This window comes from Methylotuvimicrobium sp. KM1 (assembly GCF_044788715.1).
GTDB lineage: Bacteria > Pseudomonadota > Gammaproteobacteria > Methylococcales > Methylomonadaceae > Methylotuvimicrobium.
The window spans coordinates 4,899,744-4,919,738 of sequence record NZ_CP173170.1; the positions used below are offsets into that span (position 1 = coordinate 4,899,744).

Annotated in this window: 15 protein-coding genes; 2 read left to right on the plus strand and 13 right to left on the minus strand. The window is 49.0% G+C overall.

Features of this window, described 5'->3' with window-relative positions:
- Window positions 1-150: 150 nt before the first annotated feature.
- Window positions 151-885: a DUF3800 domain-containing protein gene (locus ACINK7_RS21375; RefSeq protein WP_404358520.1), complete on the minus strand. Its 735-nt coding sequence runs from the start codon at window positions 883-885 to the stop codon at window positions 151-153.
- A gap of 20 nt (window positions 886-905) precedes the next feature.
- Window positions 906-3,056, minus strand: coding sequence for an adenosylcobalamin-dependent ribonucleoside-diphosphate reductase (locus tag ACINK7_RS21380; protein WP_404358522.1), 2,151 nt, complete (start codon window positions 3,054-3,056; stop codon window positions 906-908).
- A 399-nt stretch (window positions 3,057-3,455) separates the two neighbouring features.
- Between ACINK7_RS21380 and ACINK7_RS21385 the strand changes: the two genes are divergently transcribed.
- Window positions 3,456-7,691 carry a DEAD/DEAH box helicase gene (locus ACINK7_RS21385; protein WP_404358523.1) on the plus strand — a complete coding sequence of 1,412 codons (4,236 nt, stop codon included), beginning with the start codon at window positions 3,456-3,458 and terminating at the stop codon, window positions 7,689-7,691.
- Between the two features lie 34 nt (window positions 7,692-7,725).
- Here the strand turns inward: ACINK7_RS21385 and ACINK7_RS21390 are convergent, their stop codons facing one another.
- The 10 genes from ACINK7_RS21390 to ACINK7_RS21435 form a co-directional block, all read right to left on the minus strand.
- A complete protein-coding gene (locus ACINK7_RS21390; RefSeq protein ID WP_404358525.1) occupies window positions 7,726-9,426 on the minus strand; it encodes an NUDIX hydrolase in 1,701 nt (566 codons plus the stop codon).
- A gap of 303 nt (window positions 9,427-9,729) precedes the next feature.
- Window positions 9,730-10,008 (minus strand): addiction module antidote protein, encoded by a 279-nt coding sequence (locus ACINK7_RS21395; protein WP_404358527.1) that lies wholly within the window; start codon window positions 10,006-10,008, stop codon window positions 9,730-9,732.
- A gap of 3 nt (window positions 10,009-10,011) precedes the next feature.
- On the minus strand, window positions 10,012-10,221 hold the full coding sequence (locus ACINK7_RS21400; protein ID WP_404358529.1) for a type II toxin-antitoxin system RelE/ParE family toxin: 210 nt from the start codon (window positions 10,219-10,221) through the stop codon (window positions 10,012-10,014).
- A gap of 160 nt (window positions 10,222-10,381) precedes the next feature.
- Window positions 10,382-10,558, minus strand: a complete 177-nt coding sequence (locus ACINK7_RS21405) for a hypothetical protein (RefSeq protein ID WP_404358531.1) — start codon at window positions 10,556-10,558, stop codon at window positions 10,382-10,384.
- A gap of 22 nt (window positions 10,559-10,580) precedes the next feature.
- Complete coding sequence (locus ACINK7_RS21410; RefSeq protein ID WP_404358533.1) at window positions 10,581-10,970, minus strand: type II toxin-antitoxin system VapC family toxin; 390 nt, start codon at window positions 10,968-10,970, stop codon at window positions 10,581-10,583.
- Window positions 10,967-11,191: a hypothetical protein gene (locus tag ACINK7_RS21415; protein WP_404358535.1), complete on the minus strand. Its 225-nt coding sequence runs from the start codon at window positions 11,189-11,191 to the stop codon at window positions 10,967-10,969. Before ACINK7_RS21415 ends, ACINK7_RS21410 begins: the two co-directional genes overlap by 4 nt.
- A 55-nt stretch (window positions 11,192-11,246) precedes the next feature.
- A complete protein-coding gene (locus tag ACINK7_RS21420) occupies window positions 11,247-12,635 on the minus strand; it encodes a hypothetical protein (RefSeq protein ID WP_404358536.1) in 1,389 nt (462 codons plus the stop codon).
- A gap of 11 nt (window positions 12,636-12,646) precedes the next feature.
- A complete protein-coding gene (locus ACINK7_RS21425; RefSeq protein WP_404358538.1) occupies window positions 12,647-15,124 on the minus strand; it encodes a tetratricopeptide repeat protein in 2,478 nt (825 codons plus the stop codon).
- A 112-nt stretch (window positions 15,125-15,236) separates the two neighbouring features.
- Window positions 15,237-15,800 (minus strand): hypothetical protein, encoded by a 564-nt coding sequence (locus tag ACINK7_RS21430; protein ID WP_404358540.1) that lies wholly within the window; start codon window positions 15,798-15,800, stop codon window positions 15,237-15,239.
- Window positions 15,801-16,666: 866 nt separating this feature from the next.
- Window positions 16,667-17,347: a zinc ribbon domain-containing protein gene (locus ACINK7_RS21435; protein ID WP_404358542.1), complete on the minus strand. Its 681-nt coding sequence runs from the start codon at window positions 17,345-17,347 to the stop codon at window positions 16,667-16,669.
- Window positions 17,348-17,761: 414 nt separating this feature from the next.
- Here ACINK7_RS21435 and ACINK7_RS21440 point away from each other — a divergent pair, with 414 nt between their 5' ends.
- On the plus strand, window positions 17,762-18,130 hold the full coding sequence (locus ACINK7_RS21440; protein WP_404358543.1) for a hypothetical protein: 369 nt from the start codon (window positions 17,762-17,764) through the stop codon (window positions 18,128-18,130).
- A gap of 195 nt (window positions 18,131-18,325) precedes the next feature.
- Here ACINK7_RS21440 and ACINK7_RS21445 read toward each other — a convergent pair whose 3' ends face one another.
- A complete protein-coding gene (locus tag ACINK7_RS21445) occupies window positions 18,326-19,837 on the minus strand; it encodes a YifB family Mg chelatase-like AAA ATPase (protein ID WP_404358545.1) in 1,512 nt (503 codons plus the stop codon).
- Window positions 19,838-19,995: the final 158 nt, after the last annotated feature.

Below are 19,995 nucleotides of genomic sequence, written 5' to 3' on the forward strand. Positions count from 1 at the left end.
TCGGGACTCGCGAGCCCGGTTAAATTTATCTGTTGTCCATGCCAAATATCGAATTTGACTCTCCAACCTTGCCGGTAGGATAATGGCGACAAGGATTGAGGATACTCGGTCGACAAAAAGCCTCGGTGGTAGCATCGGGGCTTTTTGTTTTTAAGGGTAACGCTTCAGTCCAAAGCCATGTTTGTTACCCCGGCTATTTCTGTAAAATTTGTTTTCGATAATGTCGAACGCTCTATTGCTTTGCTCGGGTTTTAGGATATGCAATCCAATCGGTCGAGCGATCAAATCGGCCAATTGTAAGCCGGCCGAATTGCTTTTTTTATCGGCAAATACCAATTCGAACGGTAATGGGCGATGTAAATAATTCTCTCCCGCACATATTCTGCGAAATTCCAATTCCAGTTCATTGTCTTCAACCTTACCTCGTTGCTCGACCACAATGTGAGTGAGTGCCGGTTGTTGCCGCAGGTGATAAAAAACCCTTTCCAAACCAAACCGTAGTCCAATGTGATAAGGATTTTCCACCGTTAGATGCCGTTGCCGATAGGCTTGTTTATCGATTACGGAGCTAATCAGTGTAAACGGCGCTTTTTGGACTAAGTCCGTTAGTTCGTTTAGAAAATCGGATTTATGCTGTTTACTTTTCAAAAAAGCAAAACTACCGCGGTCGCGGCGGATATCGGTTTCATGCAAAATAACTTGATCGTGTCCGAAATGTTTGAGTTTAAATTCTTGTATTAAAGGGACTACGGTTTGCACATAGTCCCGTTTATGAAAGATACAAAACACCAAGACGAATATCGGATAACTGGGATCAATACTATTTAAACCGTGATCGCCGCTTTCATCGACATAGACGATAGTGTCGGAGAAAGATTCGCTCATCTGTTCAGTATGCACAATAGTTAAAACTTCCCGTAATATCCTTCCTTCAACGCATCGAACAGGTTCGCGGCGGAATGGATTTCGCCGTCATACTCGACTTCTTCGTTGCCTTTCAATTCGATGACATGGCCGTCTTCGAGCGTGAATTGGTAGGTCGTGTTTTCCAAATCCTTTTCCTTGACCAGCACGCCCTGGAATACTTCAGGATTGAAGCGGAATGTCGTGCAGCCTTTTAAACCTTGGTCATAGGCATATTCGTAGATCGACTTGAAGTCTTCGTACGGATAGTCGGTCGGAACGTTGGCGGTTTTGGAGATCGACGAATCGATCCATTTTTGCGCGGCGGCCTGGATATCGACATGTTGTATCGGCGTGACATCGTCGGCGGCGATGAAATAATCCGGCAATTGCGCGTTTGGGTCTTCGCTGTACGGCATTGCGTCGGGATTGACCAGGTGGCGATAAGCCAACAGCTCGAACGAGAACACGTCGACCTTTTCCTTGGACTTTTTGCCTTCGCGGATCACGTTGCGCGAATAATGGTGCGCGAAGCTCGGCTCGATGCCGTTGCTGGCGTTGTTCGCGAGCGATAATGAGATCGTGCCGGTTGGCGCGATCGAGCTATGATGCGTGAAGCGGCAGCCGACCTTGGCCAGTTCTTCGACCAGTTTGGGCTCTTCTTGCGCCAGTTGCTGCATGTAGCGGCTGTATTTCGCGTGCAGTATTTTGCCCGGTACTTTGTCGCCAACCTTGTAGCCGTCTTGCTGCATTTCCGGGCGTTTGTAAAGCATTTCGCCGGTGACCGTGAACATTTGCTCCATTATCGGTGCCGGACCTTTTTCTTTCGCGAGTTCCAGTCCGACCTTCCAGCCTTCAATAGCCAGCGCTTTGGTGACTTCTTCGGTGAAGGCCAGCGATTCTTCCTCGCCGTATTTCAGGCCTAGCATCGTCAGTGTCGAGCCTAATCCCAGGTAACCCATGCCGTGGCGGCGTTTGCCGAAAATTTCGTCGCGCTGCTGCTGTAGCGGTAGACCGTTGATTTCGACGACGTTGTCGAGCATGCGCGTGAAGATGCGCACGGTTTTACGGAAGCCTTCCCAATCGAAACCGGCTTCTTTGCCGAACGGCTTTTCGACGAAGCGGGTCAGGTTAATGGAGCCGAGTAGGCAACTGCCGTAGGGCGGCAATGGTTGTTCGCCGCAGGGGTTAGTCGCACGAATGTTCTCGCAGAACCAGTTGTTGTTCATTTCGTTGACCTTGTCGATCAGGATGAAGCCCGGTTCGGCGTAGTCGTAGGTCGACGACATGATAATGTCCCACAGGCGGCGAGCCGGTATGGTTTTGGTGATACGGCAGGCGACCAGGCCGGCTTCATTGACGACATAGCCTTTCTTGTTCGGCAGATCGCGCCAGACGATTTTGTCGGAATCGGCCAAATCGATAGCATCGGATTTGACTTCGCGCTCGGTGACAGGGAAAGACAACGGCCATGGCGCATCGTTTTTGACCGCTTCGACGAATTCGCGGGTGATCAGCAATGATAGGTTGAACTGACGCAAACGACCGTCTTCGCGTTTGGCCCGGATGAAATCGACGACATCGGGGTGCGCGACATCGAAGGTCGCCATTTGCGCGCCGCGGCGACCGCCGGCAGAAGACACCGTAAAACACATTTTGTCGTAGATGTCCATGAACGACAACGGACCGGATGTGTAGGCGCCGGCGCCGGAGACGTAAGCGTTTTTCGGACGCAGGGTCGAAAATTCATAGCCGATGCCGCATCCCGACTTGAGCGTGAGCCCCGCTTCATGCACTTTCGCCAGAATGTCGTCCATCGAATCTTCGATGATGCCCGAGACGGTGCAGTTGATCGTCGAAGTCGCCGGTTTGTGTTCCAGCGCACCGGCGTTCGATGTGATGCGCCCGGCCGGAATCGCGCCTTTACGCAGCGCCCACAGGAATTCCTTGTGCCAATGCTCCTGCAAAGACTTGTTGGTCTCGACTTCGGCCAAGGCTTTCGCGACGCGTTTGTAGGTGTCGTCTATCGTGCCGTCAACGGCTTTACCGTCTTTGGTTTTCAGGCGGTATTTGCTGTCCCAGATGTCCAGCGATGCGCTTTGCAGTGGAATTTCGGTCGCGTGTTGCGTAACGACTTGGAGTTTTGCGGTCATTCTTTGATTCCCTTGTCTGGTTGAACGTATTGGCTTATCGCATCCGAGAAAGGCCCCGGATCATTGATGTTTCGTGCGCTTGAGCGAGAAAATCCGCAAGCAACGCGAATCCCTCATATAGTGTTTATGGCTATATCTTAAATCAATATGTTGTGTTTTTCGCGGTTTTTTTGCGTGCCAAAAGGAGCGGTTGAGAGGTAGTTTTTTAAGTTCAATGAGTTAGCTTTAAAAAAAAATTTTACGCGACTCGAACACGGGAAAATCTTATTTTTTTGAACTAATCGATAAGAAAGTTCGCAATTGTGACTTCGCACAGCCGATGGTTTAACGATAGCATTGATATAAACCGATCATGACTATCAGTGTTGTATAATCGCCGTTTTTTCAACGCTCCTCGTCATGATCAACGAACAACGCTCCCTGTTACTCGAGAAATATCAAAATCTGACTGGTAGTGACAAAGCCATCATGCAGTTTTTAGCCGTTTGCCATAGTTACGAAACGGCCACGGTCATCGCTCAAAATCTTTCGAATCTGGGCATTCGCAACGACCAAGGCAAGTCGTTTACGGCCGTTTCGATAAAGCCGGTTCTGGTAGCTTTAAAAAACAATCAATTGCTGGAAGTCCAAGCCGGTAAAAGCGGCTACCGATGCAACCGCTTGCTCGCCGAACCGATCGCTCGGCAATTGGTCGACGATCAGCAATTCGAGCGCTACGCGTCGTTATTCGAGCAACCGACGCCGATCGCTAAGAAATCTTTCTACGCCAATCAGGATCACTGTCTGCGCGATGCGCGCATCTCATTTCATCGCGGCGATTATGCTCAGTCCAATCAATGCCTTAGTATCGGAAATCTCTATTATTATAAATACCAATTGCCAGACCAAATCGATGTGTATTTATCGTGGCTACTGAATCCGATGGATATCGCGTGGTTCAAGCGGCGGAACCCGCAGCTGATCCACGACTTGACCGGCTTTATCGGCCTGCATCAGCTCGTTTATCTCTATCACGATCCTGATATATTCAATTTTTTAGCCGAATACGCTTCGGGAGACGCAGACGCTCTGCTATTGAAAATGGCGCCGCGGATTTATGCCGAATTATTGCTGTTACGCGGCGATTGGGACATTCTGTCGCAAAGAATCACCGACAGCGGCGATCCGGAGTTACAGGCGGTTAGCGCCGCATTGGCGTTTTTAAAAGGCGATTTTGCCGGAGCCATCGCGCAATATGAAACTGCGCTAAAGTTAATCAGAAAAATAACCGGAAAAAAGACTGTTTATTTTTACGGATTGGCCGGCATATTTTATCCGTTGGCGATTCTGAAATGCCGCGATGCGCGCGATAAAAAGTTGACGACGTTGTTGGCCCAGGCCATCAAACTCAACGGCTTTTGGGCCAATTGCTATCGTTATTTGGAAATTTTCCAGAAGTTTTTGCAAGGCGACTTGGGGCAACGCGACAATGCGATGTTCCATAACAAAATCGACCCCTTATCGAAGGGTTATGACGACAATGGCGAATCGCAGTCCGCAATCGAATATCCGAAGTTAATTCTATTATTTCGCTTATTGGTCCGCTCTTGGATGACCGATACGCCATTATCGGGAGATCCGGTAGTCTCATTGGAGACCGTCCAAAACTTATACCAGCGTTTAGCCGATAACGGTTACCGCTGGCCCGCCGCCGAACTGGCGAAATTATCAGAGCGCGCCCAAACCCTGCCGTCCAAACCCTGGGATAGCGGCTTTTTGGAAGGCCGCCCGGTTACCCTAGCCGATCTGTTCGCGAGCCGTCCCGATTGGGATTTGGCGCTCGATGCCTTGCTGGGCCTCGGCAATACCGGGCAACAGAGCGGCGCTGTTCAAACGGAAAAGCCGACCCGTATGGTCTGGTTGGTCAACTTTCAGGAAAAGTATAAATCGGTATCGATTGAACCGCGCGAGCAAAAACAGCAAGCCAAGGGCGGCTGGAGTAAAGGCCGTGCGGTGGCGTTGAAAAGGCTGCATTCCGAACGCAACAGTTTCGATTATTTGAGCGAGCATGACTTGAGGATTTGCTCTACGGTCAAACCTTATATCGAGAGTAGTAGTTGGTACGGCGGCAGCACTTATTATGAGTTCAGCGAAAAAATGCCGCTCGCTCTGGTCGGGCATCCGCTGTTGTTTTGGTCCGACTCGCCGGATGTTCGGGTCGAAGCGATCAAAGGTGAGCCGGAGCTGCGCGTCAGCAAGGCCAAAGGCGGCAAAATCAAAATTACATTTACACCTGAGCCTAGTCATCAGCAAAACATAATCATCAGTAAGGAAACGCCAACCCGTTTGAAAGTGATCGAATTGACCGCCGATCATCATAAAATCTATCAACTTCTGGGCCCGAAAGGCCTGGAAGTACCGGTAACGGCTCAAGAACGCGTGCTGCAAACGCTAACCGGCATCTCCGGGTTGTTGACCGTGCAATCGGATATCGGCGGCAGCTCCAGCACGGCCGAACAGGTCGAGGCCGATGCCACGCCGCGCCTGCATTTATTACCGCTTGGCGAAGGACTCAAGGCCTCGCTGCTGATTCGCCCATTTTCGACTAGCGGCGCTTATTATCAGCCGGGCCACGGCGGCGCGAGCGTTTTTACCGAAATCGACGGCAAGCCGCTGCAAGCGAAACGCGATCTCAAGCTGGAAAAAATGCGTTGCGAAGAGGTTTTGTCCGCATGCTCCGCACTGGCCGAAGCCGAACGGGACGATGGCGGAGAATATCTGCTCGAAGATCCGGAACACTGCCTCGAATTGTTGTTACAAGTACAATCCTTGCCGCCGGATCGCGTGTTATTGGAATGGCCGGAAGGCGTCAAATTCCGCTTGCTCGAGCACAGTACCGGTAGCGGTTTCAGCATGCAGATCAAGCGCGATAACGATTGGTTCGCATTGCAAGGCGAGTTGCAGGTCAACGAAGATACCGTCATCGATATTCGCCAATTGCTGGGCTTATTGGGTAACCGCCAAGGCCGATTTTTACAATTGCAAGACGGTCAGTTTATCGCGTTGACCGACGAATTCCGCCGCCGCCTCGACGACTTGAAAGCCTATGCCGATTTGACCGGCAAAAAAGTCCGCATCAATCCTCTCGCGGCATTGACGCTCGAAGACTGGCAGGACGAAGCCGGCTTCAAGGCCGACAAACATTGGCAGGCGCATATGCAGCGGCTCAAAGCGGCGCGCGAATTTCAACCGGTCGTGCCGTCTACTTTTCAAGCGGAATTGCGCGATTATCAGGCGGACGGGTACAACTGGCTGGCGCGCTTGGCGCAATGGGGCGTCGGGGCTTGCCTGGCCGACGACATGGGGCTCGGCAAAACCATACAAGCCTTGGCATTACTAGTCGACAAAGCCCCGAACGGCCCGAGCTTGATCATCGCGCCCACTTCGGTGTGTATGAACTGGGAAAGTGAAGCACTGCGTTTCGCGCCAACGCTCAATCCGATCCTGTTCGGTAGCGGCGACCGCCAACGTAAGCTCGACAATCTAGGGGCTTACGACTTGTTAATTTGCAGTTATGGGTTGCTGCAACAGGAACAAGCCGCCGAGATGCTCTCGAAAATCCCTTTTCAAATCGCGATACTCGACGAGGCGCAGGCGATCAAAAACATCGCAACGCGGCGCTCGCAAGGCGCGATGAACCTGCAGGCCGAATTCCGGGTTATCATGACCGGCACACCGCTGGAAAATCATCTCGGCGAATTATGGAATCTGTTCCGCTTTATCAATCCGGGGTTACTCGGTTCGCTGGAACAATTCAATAAACGCTTCGCGGGGCCTATCGAGCGCGACCGCAGTCAAGAGGCGCGCCAGCAATTAAAGAAATTGATTCAGCCGTTCATTTTGCGCCGCACTAAAACCCAAGTTCTGCAAGAGCTTCCGCCAAAGACCGAAATCCCGGTCTACGTCGAAATGAGCGGCGAGGAAATGGCGTTTTATGAGGCCTTGCGTCGCGAAAGTCTCGAAATTTTGAACAGCACCGACAGTCAGGCCGGCGCCAAGCATTTGCAAATACTCGCCGCGATCACCAAGTTGCGCCGCAGTTGTTGCAACACGCGGCTCGCCAATGCGGATATCGCACTGCCCAGTAGCAAACTGGCGGCATTCGGCGAAATCGTCGATGAATTGCTCGACAACAAACACAAAGCTCTGGTTTTTAGCCAATTCGTCGATCATTTACAATTGATCAAAGACTATATCGAGCATCGCGGTATCGGCTATCAATATCTGGACGGCAGCACGCAAGCCAAAGAGCGAAAAAAACGCGTCGATGCGTTTCAGCGCGGCGAGGGCGAATTGTTCTTGATCAGTCTGAAAGCCGGCGGCGTCGGTTTGAATCTGACCGCGGCCGATTATGTCATTCACATGGACCCCTGGTGGAATCCTGCGGTCGAGGATCAAGCCTCGGACCGCGCGCACCGCATGGGCCAACAGCGGCCGGTGACCATTTACCGGATGATCGCGAAGAACACGATCGAGGAAAAAATCGTTGCGCTGCACAGCCACAAGCGCGATTTGGCCGACAGTCTATTGAAAGGCGCGGACATCAGCGGCAAGATGTCGGTCGACGCGTTGCTGGATTTGATGCGCGGGGAATGAAACGAAACCTAAAGACACGTTTTCGGCTCGGGGATCAACCAAGATAACGCACCGCAAACTTCACGATGCCTGCGTCTCGGCGGACCAAATTTCTCAAGCCTAGCGCTTGGAATCTCAGGTCTTTGTGCAGACCTTTTTTGTAGGCGTCCTCGGTTTTTATTGCGAGGTCATTGTCGACAGAGAATTGGTTTTCAGTGAGCGATTTCAATCTATGGGCCAATTCCAGAGAAATTTTGAAGGCCTCGGATTTTTCGCCGACGTGACCGAACGCGGTATCGAACGATTGTCTTCGGATCGTGACCGGTATTTTGCTGGTTACGCCATTCAAATCGCCGGGCGCCACCACGAACGAAAACAACTCATCGGCAAAAAAGACCGATAACGGCGTCATCGATAATCGAAACAACTGATCCTTATGATTCTCGATAAGCCAATTGCTGCCGTTCGATAATGCAGCCAGCTCGATCAGTTCGACTCGCATCGACGAAGTCTCGATGATTTCGACCCAGCCACGGGGATGTAAAACCAAGTTTTCCGCCAATTTCGTAAATTCGAAACCGCGTAAATGGGCGGCCAAGCCCAGAAACAGCGCCAATTGCCGGTTGCTCAGCATCAAAGCCAACGGCTTTTCCTTGCCCAATAGACCTGCCGCTACCGGTTTTCCTGCATCGATCGGCAACGTGATGCCGAATTTTTCTTTGTTTAATACATATCCGGGTGCGAAGCTGTCCGGCAATTCCGACAGATCGGTCGACAGCGCCGCACGATCGCCGGCATAATCCGCGTACAGCGCTTTGATATACGGAATTTTGCCGTCCACTGCCTCGCCGTCCGCGATATCGGCTATCGAAAACCAAACCAGCCGCGCATCGCTGTCGACTCTGTGCCGCAAAAACAGGTAACCGTCCAGCGTCAATTCGACATAAAAAATAGTCAAATAATATTCGGTCAAGGCATGATTCGGCGCTGCGCCCTGCACCTGCCGAAAAGGCTTCAAGGTGCGCCAGGGTTTGAAGGTGTAATGCGTTTCAAACTGCAAACCGGTCTCTTCGCGTAATTCGCGTTTCAGGGTCTCCGGTAAGGCGTTTTTTATGATCGGGGAATTCGGCGATTGTAACGCTTTCAGCAACTCGGTTTTGTTTGTGATGCCGCGCACATCGTTTTGGTTGGTACGTCCGCCGATTAGACCGTAATCGCCGGCGGATTGGTCGAAACGTTTTCGCGTGTCTTCGCGCTGATAAAACAAAATAGCGCCGTCGAGCTTGACGATGCTCCAGGCGACATAGCAATAACGAATCGGTTGCGCTTGTTGACGCGCATGGTGTTGATGGCGAGCCAGCTCGATAGCTCGCAATACCTCGCGCTGCCGGTCTTTTTTATCGTCGGCAATACCTTGGGTATTCCAAAAATTATCGGCAAACAAACGGGAATCGGTATCGCTCATCGCGGTCAAGACCGACATCGCCAGCAATTGCGCCGGAAAAGACACGAAGCACCATTCGCCGCGTTGCAAGTTATCCGTTTTCAAGGTCGCCAAGGTATCGAGCAGCGTTTCGCATAGATAGACCGTATTCTCGGCAACCGCCGGGTCTATTTGCTGTTCGCGGCACAACGCGCCGATCAAGTCGCTGCGTTTGACGATGCCGTGATCGCCTTCTTCTTCGGCGAAGCGGGGTAATTGAAGAAGCAAGGATTGAATAATTTCGGGTATCGAATTATTTTTCGAAAGACTCATCGTGGATTTTTAAACCTATTAGGTGGATTCGCAGAGAGGCAAACTGACATGGCTTTGAATGGTTCCGGGATTTTGCTTATCGCGAAAACTCCCTACAATTCTTGAGGTGTCACTCGGGAATGGATAATTCCTGTGGTACCGAGCATTCGTTTGTTGCAGCATGACAACGAATACGGTTTGTTCGGCTCGTAAAAGTGTAGGATACGCACCGCGAACAATTTCGCAAAAGTTCCGCGGCGCTACCAAATCTACTATAAGGCACGCGCTGCGTACCTTATGACTTAAAAATCTTCTAACGGTTGGTCAGGACACTACCAATTTGCACCCGAAAACCTCAACAATCTTGGCTATCGTATCAAAACGAGGATTGCCGTTATCGGCCAGCGATTTGTATAAGCTGGCCCGCGTGACACCCGCTTGTTTGGCGACCTCGGTCATTCCTTTGGCGCGGGCGGCGATGTTCAGCGCGTGGATAAAATCGGACGTATCGCCCGTAATAGCCGTTTCTCGCAAAAAAGCTTGAATATCGGCATCGGTTTCCAGGTGTTCGGCAATGTCGAACGCGGTAACGGTTTCGGTCATGTTTCAATTCTCCAAGGTTTTCAGCAAAGCTTTGGCTTTTTCGATATCGCGGTCTTGGCTGGATTTATCGCCACCAACCAACAACAGCACGATTTGTTCATGCCGTATCGTGTAATACACTCGAAGGCCGCCGCCAAAAAAGCAGCGTAATTCAAACAACCGGCCGTCCAGAGGTTTACAATCGCCGAAATGGCCGTTTTCAACACGCGCCAATCGCGACAACAATTGGTTTTTTTACGGTGCGGTCTTTCAGGCCGGACAGCCAGCGATTGAGCGTTTGAGTGCTTTGCAATTCGTATTTCACGGCACCATTGTATCCTATGGAATACAACAATCAAGATTGCCGCCGCTCTTAAAGCGGTCCCGGCATTGCTTAACCCGACCTACGATTCCAGTCTTTTCCATGCAGACCCCAATCGACATCCTCGCGAATGAACTCTTCGGTTATGGCTTCACGGTGAGACTCCAAATAACGGTGCATAACCTCGTTATGATCGCCTTCTTCTTTGGCGAAACGGGGAAGAACAATAAGTAGTTCATAAATATTCATGCGAATCGCGGCTTATCGTTGATTACCAAGCCGTAGCAACAGGATAGGCGCTTATCATTTCATCCGGTGTCAGCAGGGTCAAATCGTGCTCTAACGCCTGACAAATCAGCATTCTATCAAAAGGATCACGGTGATGATTCGGCAAACGACTTAAATGAAAAACCGCTTTTTCATCAAGCGCTAAGAATTCAATGAAATGCTTACCGCACTGTTGTTTAATAAAATGGTCTGCGGAAACCGGTAAAGGCAGTTTTCCGAGTTGATGTTTGACGATCATTTCCCATACGGAAACACTGCTCAAATAGACTGGATTATTTGTATCTTGAAACAGCATTTTGGCTTTTTCGCTGAGTTCCGGCGCATCTGTTGTCACCCATAAAAAAGCGCAGGTATCCAACAAAATCTTCATCATTTACCCTCAAAATCATCCAGCATGTCATCGGGTAAAGGATCAAAAAAACTTGTCGGAATTTCAACCAAGCCTTTTGCTAAACCTATTGGGCGCTGCCGGACGGTTTCCGTCTGCTTTTCCTGGGCTAGGCCTAATCTGAAGAAATGAACCAAGTCATACACCTCAGCCAATTTTTCATCGGGAAGTTGTTTAATTTCTTCAATTAATTGTTCTTGTAACATCGGCATCTCCACTGGCGTAATATAAATTCTAGGAAGAGGTTGAGCTCTAGGAGTTTCATGGCTGTTCGTCTTGCTGGAAACTTCGAGAGTAGATGTGTCTTGCGAGTTCGAAAATAAAGTTCGATTTTTTATAATCGAAGTATTTGAATTGATATTTCAAAACTGAGAATGTTTTGATTTGCTCCTCGTCGGGTGGAAGGTAAACACCGCCGTTCGAAGTTAAAAACCAAAACGCTTGATAGAGTCCCTTGGTAAAAAATTCGCTTTCGATACCGTTGTCTTTATTTTTTTGTAGATTATTCAATGCATCATGAAAATTAATGGCTTGCCACGTATTGCCGGTTTTTTTCAATGTGCTCGCATAGTGTTCAATCAATGGGATCTTTCTATTTCTGAAACTATTGCCGCATATCTCGGACATCTCTGGTTCATCGAGCGGAGAATCGAACAGGCTTAACAGATGTCGTTCATACGGTAAAACTTCATCGTCCAATTCGAACAGGGTTCGCATATTGGCCATAAACAAATAAGCCACATCTGTAGCTTCCAGCCGTTCGAAAATCTTGCTGTGAGCCGACCAATTACGGGTCATTTTCATGATCCATGAAAATGCGTACAGCTCATTCTTCCCATTGAGCCGCTGCGGTTCGGCGGCCTCCCATTCGTGGGCCAATGTTCGGGTCAAAAGTTTATAAAAAACCGCCGCGTGTTCCGGCTCGCGTAACGGTAAAAAATTGGCCAATACGTCCAAATAATCGTGGACATCGTCCAAGCCGGGTTGTTTTTCCGTTTCATTGATAAACCGCTTAAAACGATAGTGGTCTTCGGGAAGGCTTTTCAGAAAATGGCAAGCTTCTATAATGCCGCGCCGCAATCTTGAATACGGATTTTGATAACGGCCTTTGGTCCAGTCCTGCACGAACGGATCGGCCTTTTCGTAGATTTTCGGCAAGGCGATTTTGGCGGTTTTGAATGCTTTCAGAATCGATTTGGTCTGATTGGCGTGATTGGAACAGAAGAAAATATGCTGTTTGGGAAAACCCAGTTCAACAACCAGCTTCGTGTAAAGATAAAAACCCGCAATTTTTTCCAATTCGCTGCATGCGGTTTGCAAAGCCTGTTCATTATCCGTCTCGTCCTCCTGCTTTTGATAATTTTCGAAGGTCTCTAACAACTGCAAAAGCTCTTCATTGATTTCATCATCAAAAGCAGGTAAGTCGATGTCGAGAATAATGTAATCGACTTTTTTATCCAGATCCGGGGTAATAAATTCCAGGCCATCCTGAAGTGTCAATTCAATAAAAACGCCTTGGGTTTTCATGTTTTGCTTCAGCGCCCTTTTGTCTTCATCGAACAAGCTATCGTCGAGCACGCTTCCTAACACATTGCTTGCGGTTACCTTGGGCGAGCTTCCAAAATCCTCGACCCACAAAAAATGGCTCATGTTTAACCTCGTCAATCGGTTTTTAAAAGTTCGTTGGGTATACCGAATTCCAACATAAAATCATCCAGCGGTTTGGGTTTGCTAAACTGGCCGCCGGTCTTTCTGGCCAATGCCGATAAAAAAACGTGGCCTTTACCGCTACCTTTTTGCCTAGTCCGTTCGTTTCGGACGCTGGGATTACGGCAGCTCAACCAGTGATGAGCATCCCGCTCGGTCCATACCAATCGCACCGGTTGCCGGTCGGTTGACGAGTAATACTTGAACGCATTGACCAAAATCTCGTTCAGCAAGATGGTCAACAACGACTCGGTCACGCCATATTCTTTGAATTGTATATCGGCGCGGTCGAATCCGTGCAATTCCAGCGCGAAAAAATGCTGCTCGATCCACGACAATCGCTGTTCGAGCGTCGCCGATCGGTTCAACAACGCTGCATAGCTTTGTTCCCAATCGGTTTGTAATTGCCGTTCCAGTTCTAAGTGCTCTTCTTTCCAGGCTTTGCGGCTAATATCGGGGCCGCACAAACCATGCGCGTTGGCGTAACTCAAATAATGCTGCTGAATTTTTTCGGCACCGGAAACCGAAAGCAAATGCAGTAGGATCATGTTCAGCGTTTTGTCGAAAACCGGCATTAAACCGCTGTTTCCGCTCATATCCTGCATCAGCCGGTCTTTAAGTACGGTTTCATCGGTGGAAATGATGCTGAAAACATCCAGCAAGCCGCGCATGGTTTGAGCGGCCTGGGCGTAAAGTTTCGGTTGATTTTCGTGCTCGGTATTGTAGATGATCGCATCGAGCGGACTGCGGAATTTGTGCGCGAACATAGCCATCATGTCTTCAAGTCCTTTTTCGGATTCTTGGAGTTTTTTATTTTTGGCTTCGAGTTCTCGATTCTTTTCTTCAAGTTTGACGGCCTGTTGTATGCTCGTCAAACAAATGTTTCTTAAACCTAAATCGATGATGTTGATACCCTTGAAATCCTTGGCCTCCTTGAAAAACACATGAAAATAAGCTTCCGCTTGTTTTATGTTGCTTCGGACCAGTAAGTTCAATTTCAACAATCCAAGCTCTTTTGAAAGATCCAAACACCTATAGGCTAAACCAGGCGTTAGGCCATCCATCAAAAATTCTACAAATTCCACTCCGTAGATTTCATTTCTACATTTTCTCGCTTTTTCTGAATCTTTTTCAACCCCTTTGCCCAATGCATGACAAATCATCAAAAATACATAAACAACGTCATAGGAAATATCTTCATTGATCAGATTTCCTAATTCTGCCTTTGCCATGTTGAACCGTTGGTAAGCCAAAGATTCATTTAATTCAACACCTTTTCCGGTCAGGTATAACAAACCCATGATCAAATTAGGCGTGACGCGTTGTAAATCACTGGAAGTGTCGGAACACCATTCGGCTAATAGCCGGTAAGACTGTTCGTCTTCTTTCAAGGACGCTGGGATGAATTTAGATAGATATTGTTCGATCAGCCAGTCGGCGGCTTCAACATAGCCGTGTATGACACATTCACTTATCCATTCAATGCCTTGATCGTAGTTTTTTTGGGAAAGCAGAAAGAGAGCGGATCGAAACTGTCCTTCAAGAAAATCGTTCGTTGGACTTTTGTCTTGCCAATGTTCAGCGACTTTTTTAAAACATTGGTAAGCCCGTTCGCTGTTTTGCTCGACGCCGTTGCCCAATGCGTAAAGCTTGCTCAACAACAAATAGGCTTCGATGATACCCAAGCTATAATCCGGTTCTTGCTCCGGATTGGAGTCAAAAAAGGACTCCGTTTGCTCAACAACCTTGTTTGCCCAAAAAAAGGCATTTCGATCGTTTTTTTCGACACCGTCCCCGTGGTGGTAACAACTAGCCAGTCGATATTGCGCAGCGGCAAAATGGTGTGCCGCTGCCTTGCCGAACCATTCGACAGCCAATGTTTTGTTTTGTTGAATACCGATGCCGTCAAAGTACAAATAACCCAACCAATATTGCGCTTCCGCGCATTCTTGCTCGGCCGCCTTGTTCAACCAATGGAAAGGCTGCTCCGGACTTGAAGACAAATGTTTATGATCAAAAGATTTATCGTTACGTAAATGGCGTTTTATTCTCCAATGAGCAATAATTCGCACAATTTCAGTTGCATCGAGTGAATCATATTCTTCAAAAATCAATATTTTTTTAAAAGTTACTAATGTTGGCGTTTTGTATATAAAAAAGTTGTGTAAAATTGTTGAATGAAAATCTTCCCTGCCAAATGCAGGCTGCAAAGCAATAAGAGATAAAATACCCAATGCCAACTGCGCCTCGGCAAGCCCTTCCTCCGCCGCATTTTGCAGCCAATTAAGTGCTATGGCGTGGTTTTCATCCGCGCCTTCTTCGTCATCTTTTCGTAAATTTACATAACGCTCCAAAGCCAAACGCAGTTGCGCTTTCTCGTCGTTTTTGTTGTTCTGCGTTTGCAACTTGGAAATCGTGTTTTGTTCGCTCATGATTCTGGTCTCTGGTTTTTCGTTTGTATCGGTCGGTTCGGTTTCGTTCGATACCGGTTTTTGCTTGTTCGCCGCCGGTGAGGCGGCGGTGAAATATTTTTGTTCTGAACGTTTATCGTTCCAGAAACTCGACTTTTACCGGGATATTCAAATCCTTGCCGATTTCTTCAATCAACGCAGTCGCATTGTGTTTGTTGACATGCGTCGTAATGTACCAACCATCACAACGTTTCTGCGTTTGATAGCCGTTCGCCGGCGTTTTGGCTATGAGCGGGACCGCGCTCAACGTTTTATTCAATTTAGCCACCCGCTCCAAGTTGAAAATCCTCAAGGTTTTCACGAAAGTTTCGGCAATCGTGGCTTCCTCGATGATTTTACCGGCGATGGTGACTCTCAATCGACCGCGGGAATTGCGCGGGCGGCGCCGGGCTTTTTTATTTCCAGCGCTTTCCTGTGGTTTTTGTTTGAAGTGAGACTCGAAATGACTCAAGCAAGTTTTGATTTCCAGCTCCAAGGATTGCAAACGTAAGCAATGCTCGGTGACGGCGGAAACTTGATCGAAGTTCCCGGCCATAGCGGCTTCGGCGGTCGCCAATTTCAAATCGTCGCCGGCTTTGCCGATAACGGCGAACAGTTCATTGAATTTTTGGTTGACGCTTTCCGGCAGTCTGTTCATATCGTCATTCTCCTACGGTTCGTTCGGTTAAACGGCATTGCATGGTCGGCAATCCCATCGCTTATACCTTTCGCACTTCAAATTTCAGCAGTGCCTGAGGAGGCGCCGGGGTGCTCGACAAAGGCTTTGCCAGCATGGAGCTGGCATAGAGCCTACATGGACGTATTTACGGCGTCCTTTGACGGGCACCCCGGTGCCGAATTTTGATCTACGATGGGTATATATTCTTAATCGATAGTATGAATCATTAGCTTGAACGGGTTTGTAACAGTCGATATGAGCCGTACCGTTCGCTTCAACTTGGCGTGTAGTATCGCGGAATAATTCGACTTTGTAATGGGAGAACTGTGGGAGTTTTTTGGAGTTGCGGATAAAACCAAACGCGTTTAGCTGAATTTGGAACAGTTAGCGCTTCGGCCGAATGCGGCATCACGAAAATGCCTTCCATATTTCGGCTTACCGTTTAAAACGGGACAATGAACAAGGCTTAATCATTCGGCCTGAGCCCTTCGGCCGCGCTCAGAAGAGCTTTGTCGAAGGCTGGACGGTTAAGCCGATCATGGTTCGACAAGCTCACCACGAACGGCTTAACCTTAAACTGTCCCGTTTTAAATTGATAGCCCATATTTCGGACTTTTCTTCGGGCAAAAAAAAGCGGACACGATGTCCGCTTAAAAAAACCCTTGAAACCCTTTAGGAGGTAAGAATGTATACGCAATACATTTAAGAGTTGCGGCGATTCTAAAGGGATTTCCAAACGCTGAAAATGTGGCGAATTGCCGCGCGGCAGGTTGTCGCAGGCAATCCGCCCATCTTTACGGCTTGTGGACTCAACAGCTTCTTACAATAAAGCCGACCCAACGCGCTCATGAACGGTCAGGCTCTTTTTGTTCCGCTGTCTCGATAGAGTGCCCGCAGTTGTGGCAGAATTTTTGATCTTCCTGCAATGCTTCTCCGCAGGCCAGGCATTTGAATTCCTTGTGTTTCGGATGACCGCAATGACAGCAAAACCTGGCGCTTCTGGATGATAATTGCCCGCATTCGGAACAAGCACTGGTGCGCAGACTCGGCAGCGCCGGCAGGGTTTCCTTGACTTCTTCCATCGAGTCGATCAAATAGGGTGCATTCTGAAAGGCAACCCATACCAACCAAATACCGATCAATACGATCAATAAAATCGCGATACCGAAATAGAGCGATTTGCCGGATGCGCCGACGAAAAGCCCCAAGACTTGCCAAATGACACCTTGTCCGATAATGACAATGATCAACAAAGCCGCCGGTACGCTGACCGCCTTGACAAAAAACAGCGCGCCGCCGGTTTTCGGAAGTGCTGCGATCGCATTGACCGCAAAAAGATAAAACAAGACCAGCGCGGTCATTTGCGTGACGAACAACACCAAATCCGTCGCGGCCAAACGATCGGCGATCACTAAACGGGACATGACCGGTAGCAGGCTCATTAAATAACCAACCAACAACACGATCAGAATCGTAATCAGATATTGCGCGGCGCGATAACCGCCGCTGCTTTTGAAAGACGGCATTATTTCCACGGTAATCTCCCAATTGGTTTAAATTTCTGAGTATAACCGACATCACTAAACGACTGCCTATTCCTTTATCCGTAGGGTGCGCATCGCGCACCTGGGTCGGGACCTCTCGTCGATTCGGTACCGTGGAAAGGTGCGCGATGCGCACCCTACGTCGCTCAAAATATCTTGGAAATTGTTGATAAACATAGTTAATTTAATAACTTGTTATGTGTTTGTATAGAACTATCATTCACCCAAGAGGTTAGCGGGAGTGTTTAGGTAATCTATTAAAATACCTCATGTTCTTTATAGTTAAACTGCCGAATTTAGGATCATCGGCAATTAACACGCTGGTGCCTGCTTTTCGGGAATATAAATAAGAATGTTATAATATTGTTTCTATATGACAAATTTAGGAGATTTCCTATGAATTTTTTAATTCGCTTTCTTTATCCGGTCGCTTTTGCTTCTACAATTGCCCTTTCGGGATGCGCTAGCGAGCCGACGATGGCCGATTTGATGCGTGAGCACGCCGAGACAGCTAAGTCCGAATCCGAATTAAAAACGCGTTTGTCCGGAGAATGGGAAAGAGGATCTAAATTGTTGTCTTCAGGCGAAAACAAAGTGTCTAAAGGTAATCAATTGATCGAAGATGCCCAAAAAGACCTGAAAAAAGGCCGGGACATGGTCACCGAAGGCTATAAAGAAATCGATGAAGGTCGTTCGCTGATGGGTTCTAGCGAGCAGCTATTTCGTGAAAAATTCCCTACGCTAAGGCTTGAAACAGGCAAGTAATTTCATCGATACATAACCAAGTAGGGAGCGCATCGCGAACCTTTTTATGGTTTTAAATTCGGCTAGACGTCCCAGCACCGGTGTGCGATGCGCACCCTACATCTAAAGCCGCAAACGGAATACGAGCGATCAGCCGTATTAAACAGGCTTTGAAACAACACAACTTTCCATTCATTAACCTTTTCGAGTAAGGCTTCAGTCGGCTTTCCTATCCAATCTGCGGTAGCCGATGGCCTCGCTCAAATGAGAAATTTCTATCGTTTCGGAACCGGCCAAATCGGCAATGGTTCTTGCGACCTTGAGAATACGATGATAGGCGCGGTGCGACAGCCCGAACTTATCCATGGCTTGTTCGAGCAGTTCATGGCCTTGATCGGACAATCGGCAATGCCGCTTGACTTCGCGGGCGTTGAGCGCCGCATTGGTTTTTTCTTGCCGCGACATCGCGATATTCCGTGCCGCAACGACCCGGGCTCTAATTTGCGCGCTGCATTCTTCTCCTTCCGCTGAACCTTTTCGCAGCACCTCGCGAGACACTCTCGGCACTTCCAAATGCATATCGATGCGATCGAGCAACGGCCCTGATATTCGGGCACGGTATCGTGCGACTTGTTCTATCGAGCAATGACAGCGCCCCGAAGGATCACCCAGATAACCGCACGGGCATGGGTTCATCGCGGCAATCAATTGAAATCGAGCAGGAAATTCGGCTTGCCGAGCCGCCCGTGAAATACTGATATGTCCGGTTTCGAGCGGTTCGCGAAGCACTTCCAACACCCTGCGATCGAATTCGGGTAATTCGTCCAAAAACAATGTGCCGTTATGGGCCAATGAAATTTCTCCAGGTTTCGGATTGCCGCCGCCACCGACCAACGCCGCAGCCGATGCGGTATGATGCGGCGCTCTAAACGGCGGCTTCAACCAATTGGCGACATCGAGTCCTTTGTCGCTAATTGATGCAATCGCGGCGGTTTCCTGGGCTTGTTGCTCGGTCAGCGGCGGTAGAATCGTCGGCAAGCGTGCGGCCAGCATCGATTTACCGGTGCCGGGCGGCCCGAGCATGATTAAATTATGCGCACCGGATGCGGCGATTTCGAAGGCGCGTTTGACATGATATTGCCCATGCACATCGGAAAAATCGATCGATTCTACCTCAGCCGTCAACGCGAGAGTTTCCTCGTCGACGACGATCGATTTCTGCCCGTTTAGATGGGCGCACACTTCAAGTAGATGATTGGCCGGCAATAGGTCGATATCTTTGATCAAGGCCGCTTCTGCGCAATTCTCTTTGGGCAGAATTAATGGTTTGTGGCTGTTCCGTGTTTGTATTGCTATCGGTAAAACTCCGCTGACCGGACGCAATTCGCCGCCGAGTGATAGTTCGCCCACGCATTCGACTTCCGCCAAGCGACCGGCTGGAATTTGCCCTGATGCTGCTAGAATACCCAAGGCGATTGCCAGATCGAAACGCCCGCCTTCCTTCGGTAAATCGGCCGGAGCCAGATTGATCGTGACGCGCTGCATCGGAAATTCGAAATATGAATTGATGATCGCGCCGCGCACCCGGTCCCGGCTTTCCTTGACCGCCGTTTCGGGCAAGCCGACGATATTGAGTGCGGGTAGGCCGCTCGTGACATGGACTTCCACCGTCACCAACGGCGCATCGATTCCGGAACGGCCGCGGCTATAGGCTACGGCTAGAGTCATAAGTAATTTGGAGAAAAAAGCCGAATTTTAGCGAAAAACCGGCTTGAAAGGGTCGCTGTTAATTATCCTAGAAAAAGCATCTACCATGAAGATCGTGAAGAATAAGAAGATTTAATGCAAACCCTTGAAATGCTTAATGAGCTTTATATTCCTCGTGG